The sequence below is a fragment of the Streptomyces calidiresistens genome, assembly GCF_014141525.1.
In the GTDB taxonomy this organism is placed as follows: Bacteria; Actinomycetota; Actinomycetes; order Streptomycetales; family Streptomycetaceae; genus Streptomyces; species Streptomyces calidiresistens.
In genome coordinates, this window is sequence record NZ_VKHS01001208.1 from 1 (window position 1) to 1138 (window position 1138).

Here is a 1138-nt window from a genome sequence, read left to right on the forward strand (position 1 = left end):
CCTCCCGACCGCCACCCGCCCGCTCCCCGCGTCCGGGAGCCCGTCCCCCGTCGGAGGCACCGCGTGATCCGTTCCGGCCGCAGTCGGCTGCTCGTCGCGCTGCTCACCGGGGTGCTGCTGACGGGTGGCGCGCCCACCGCCGCCGCCGACGCCATCCGCGACCAACAGCGCTGGGCACTGGACTTCGTCAACGCCCCCACGGCCTGGCAGACCACCCGGGGCGCCGGGGTGACCGTCGCCGTCCTGGACACCGGGGTGGACGACTCCCACCCCGACCTGCACGGCGCGGTCCTGGAGGGCACCGACCTGGTGGGGGAGGGGGCCGGCCCCGGCGACCCGGAGTGGGCGCGGCACGGCACCGCGATGGCCGCCATCATCGCCGGACGGGGCCACGGCCCCGACGCAGGATCGGGCGTCATCGGGGTCGCGCCGGAGGCGATGGTGCTGCCGGTGAGGGTGCTGCTGGAGGAGGAGGACCCGGCGCGGGCCGAGCACCGCCGGCGCGACGGCAGCACCGTCGCCGAGGGCATTCGATGGGCCGTGGACAACGGCGCCGACGTCATCAACCTCTCGTTGGGCGACGACAGCCCCACCGCCCACCCCGATCCCGAGGAGGACGCCGCGATCCGGTACGCGCTGGCCAACGGCGTGGTGGTGGTCGCGTCCGCGGGCAACGGCGGCGAGGACGGCGACCCGATCTCCTACCCGGCCGGCTACCCGGGCGTCATCGCGGTCACCGCCGTCGATCGCACCGGCGCCCGGGCCCCCTTCTCCACCCGCCGCTGGTACGCCACCCTCGGCGCCCCCGGCAAGGACGTGGTGATCGCCGCACCGGGCGGGCAGTACATGCACGGCTGGGGTACCAGCGCCGCCGCGGCGTTCGTCTCCGGGGCGGTCGCCCTGGTGCGCGCCGCCCATCCGGAACTCGACCCCGCCGCGGTCCGCCGACTGCTCGTGGAAACCGCCGGAGGGGGAGCGGGCACCGGCCGGGACGACGACCTGGGGGCGGGCATCGTGGATCCCGCCGCCGCGATCGCCGCGGCGAACACGGCGGAACCGCGGCTCGACGCGGAGGCGGCCGGCGCGTACCCGCGCGAGTACTTCGGCCCGGGGCCCCGACCCGTGCCCGGCGATCCCC

At 77.3% G+C, this 1138-nt stretch carries 1 protein-coding gene; it reads left to right on the forward strand.

Annotation, left to right across the window (positions count from 1 at the left end):
• Nucleotides 1-63: 63 nt before the first annotated feature.
• Nucleotides 64-1138, forward strand: a 1075-nt coding sequence (gene mycP, locus FOE67_RS26420) for a type VII secretion-associated serine protease mycosin (protein WP_438874321.1), incomplete at its 3' end; no start/stop codon positions are given.